General features: G+C 60.7%; 4 protein-coding genes. All 4 read left to right on the top strand.

Annotation, left to right across the window (positions count from 1 at the left end; all coding sequences use genetic code 11):
• Positions 1-410 (top strand): succinate dehydrogenase, cytochrome b556 subunit (gene sdhC / locus QCE79_RS39070; protein WP_250470232.1); only part of this gene is annotated, 410 nt, incomplete at its 5' end.
• Between the two features lie 4 nt (positions 411-414).
• Positions 415-783, top strand: a complete 369-nt coding sequence (sdhD, locus tag QCE79_RS39065; RefSeq protein WP_250511816.1) for a succinate dehydrogenase, hydrophobic membrane anchor protein — start codon at positions 415-417, stop codon at positions 781-783.
• Positions 784-788: 5 nt separating this feature from the next.
• Complete coding sequence (gene sdhA / locus QCE79_RS39060) at positions 789-2,564, top strand: succinate dehydrogenase flavoprotein subunit (protein ID WP_244829109.1); 1,776 nt, start codon at positions 789-791, stop codon at positions 2,562-2,564.
• Between the two features lie 19 nt (positions 2,565-2,583).
• Positions 2,584-3,281, top strand: a 698-nt coding sequence (locus QCE79_RS39055) for a succinate dehydrogenase iron-sulfur subunit (RefSeq protein WP_250470234.1), incomplete at its 3' end; no start/stop codon positions are given.

The following is a 3,281-nucleotide window of genomic DNA, read 5'->3' as shown; positions in this document are numbered from 1 at the left end:
TGGCTGAAGCCGTAAAAAAACCAAGGCCCGAGTTCCGGAACATCGGGCTTGGTCAACTCGCGAAGTATCGCTTGCCGCTCGCGGGGAAGGTGTCCATCCTGCATCGCATCAGCGGCTTGCTGCTTTTCGTGTCGCTGCCGTTCATTCTCTATCTGCTCGATCAGAGCCTGACCTCGGAACTCAGTTTCGACGCGTTCAAGGGCTTTCTGGCCAACCCCATCGTCAAGATCATCACGCTCGTGCTGTCGTGGGCGTATCTGCATCACTTCTGCGCGGGCATTCGTTTTCTGCTGCTCGACACGCACGTCGGCGTGAACAAGGAAGGCGGCAAGCAAAGCGCGTTGATCGTGCTCGTCGTCTCGCTGCTTCTCACGGCTGTGATGGCCCTTAAAATTTTCGGAGCCTTCTAAGACCATGGCAACCCAAAACAGAGTTGGCCCGAAGCGCCTGGTCGTGGGCGCGCATTACGGCCTGCGCGACTGGCTCGCGCAACGTATCACCGCCGTCGTGATGGCGGCGTACACCGTCATTTTGCTGTTCTGGTTCTTCGCCGCACACAGCTTCTCCTATGAAGGCTGGGCGTCCATCTTCGCCATGCAGTGGATGAAGCTTGCCACGTTCGTGACTCTGCTTTGCCTGTTCTATCACGCGTGGGTCGGCATTCGCGATATCTGGATGGATTACGTGAAGCCCATGGCCGTGCGCCTGTTTCTTCAGGTGCTGACCATCCTCTGGCTCGTCGGATGCGCCGGCTACGCTGCACAGATTCTCTGGAGAGTTTAAAGAACATGGCTGCAATCAAGACTTCCCTGCCGCGTCGCCGTTTCGACGTGGTCATCGTGGGCGCGGGCGGCTCGGGCATGCGCGCATCGCTGCAGCTCGCGCGTGCGGGCCTGTCGGTCGCTGTGTTGTCGAAGGTGTTTCCCACGCGCTCGCATACGGTCGCCGCGCAAGGTGGCATCGGTGCCTCGCTTGGCAACATGAGCGAGGACAACTGGCACTATCACTTCTACGACACCATCAAGGGCTCCGACTGGCTCGGCGACCAGGATGCAATCGAATTCATGTGCCGTGAAGCGCCCAACGCCGTGTATGAGCTCGAACACATGGGCATGCCGTTCGACCGCAATCCGGATGGCACGATCTATCAGCGTCCGTTCGGCGGACACACGGCCAACTACGGCGAAAAGCCCGTGCAACGCGCCTGTGCCGCGGCCGACCGTACCGGCCACGCGTTGTTGCACACGCTGTATCAGCAGAACGTCGCGGCCAAAACGCACTTCTTCGTCGAATGGATGGCGCTGGACCTGATCCGCGACGCCGAAGGCGATGTGCTCGGCGTCACCGCGCTGGAGATGGAAACGGGCGACGTGTATATCCTCGAAGGCAAGACCACGCTGTTCGCCACGGGCGGCGCGGGACGTATCTTCGCGGCATCGACGAATGCGTTCATCAACACGGGCGATGGCTTGGGCATGGCCGCGCGCTCGGGCATCGCGTTGCAGGACATGGAGTTCTGGCAATTCCACCCGACCGGTGTCGCGGGCGCGGGCGTACTGATTACCGAAGGCGTGCGCGGCGAAGGCGGCATCTTGCGCAATTCGAACGGCGACCGCTTCATGGAGCGTTACGCACCGACGCTGAAAGACCTCGCGCCGCGCGACTTCGTTTCGCGTTCGATGGATCAGGAAATCAAGGAAGGCCGCGGCGTGGGTCCGAACAAGGACCACGTGTTGCTGGATCTGTCGCACATCGGCGCCGAGACGATCATGAAGCGCTTGCCGTCGATTCGCGAGATCGCGCTCAAGTTCGCCAACGTCGATTGCATCAAGGAGCCCATTCCCGTGGTGCCGACCATCCACTATCAAATGGGTGGCATACCGACGAACATGCACGGGCAGGTCGTGGGTACGTCCAATGGTTATAACGAGCCGGTCAACGGGTTCTACGCGGTGGGCGAATGCTCGTGCGTCTCGGTGCATGGCGCGAACCGTCTGGGCACGAACTCGCTGCTCGACCTGGTGGTGTTCGGCCGCGCGGCGGGCAATCACATCATCAAGCACGCGAAGGAGTTGAAAGAGCACAAGCCGCTGCCGGCCGATGCCGCCGACTTCGCGCTCGAACGCCTCGCGGTGCTGGAGAAGTCGACGTCGGGCGAATACACGCAGAACATCGCCAACGACATTCGTTCGACCATGCAGGCGCATGCGGGCGTGTTCCGCACATCGAAGCTGCTCGAAGAGGGCGTGAGCAAGATCGACGAACTGACCGCGCGCGTGAAGCACGTGCATCTGAAGGACAAATCGAAGGTGTTCAACACGGCGAAGGTCGAGGCGCTGGAGTTGGCGAACCTGATCGAAGTCGCGCGCGCGACCATGGTGTCGGCCGAAGCGCGCAAGGAAAGCCGTGGCGCGCACGCGCACAGCGACTTCGAGCATCGCGACGATGAGAACTGGATGCGCCATACGCTGTGGTTCAGCGAAGGCGATCGCCTGGACTACAAGCCGGTGCAGATGAAGCCGCTGACGGTCGAATCGGTGCCGCCGAAGGCACGGACCTTCTAAGGCACAAGGGAAAATCGAAATGGCAAAGAGAATCTTCGAAGTCTATCGCTACGATCCGGACAAGGACGCAGCCCCGCGCATGCAGACCTACGAGCTGGAGATCGACTCGCACGAACGCATGCTGCTCGATGCACTGCTCAAGCTGAAGTCGGTCGACGAGACGCTGTCGTTTCGCCGTTCGTGCCGCGAAGGCGTGTGCGGCTCGGACGCGATGAACATCAACGGCAAGAACGGTCTCGCGTGTTTGCAGAACATGAACGATCTGCCGCAGCGCATTGTGCTGCGTCCGCTGCCGGGCTTGCCGGTGGTGCGCGATCTGATTTGCGACTTCACGCAATTTTTTAATCAGTATCATTCGATCAAGCCGTATCTGATCAACGACACGCCGCCGCCGGAAAAAGAGCGTCTGCAGTCGCCGGTCGAACGCGACGAGCTCGACGGGCTGTACGAGTGCATTCTGTGCGCGAGTTGCTCGACGTCGTGCCCGAGCTTCTGGTGGAATCCGGACAAGTTCGTCGGCCCGGCGGGCTTGCTGCAGGCGTATCGCTTCATTGCGGATAGCCGGGATGAAGCGACCGGCGAGCGTCTGGACAACCTGGAAGATCCGTATCGTCTGTTCCGTTGCCACACGATCATGAATTGCGTCGACGTGTGCCCGAAGGGGCTCAACCCGACCAAGGCGATCGGCAAGATCAAGGAATTGATGGTGCGCCGCGC

Source organism: Caballeronia sp. LZ003, assembly GCF_031451465.1.
In the GTDB taxonomy this organism is placed as follows: Bacteria; Pseudomonadota; Gammaproteobacteria; order Burkholderiales; family Burkholderiaceae; genus Caballeronia.
This window is presented reverse-complemented; position numbering and strand designations above follow the sequence as displayed.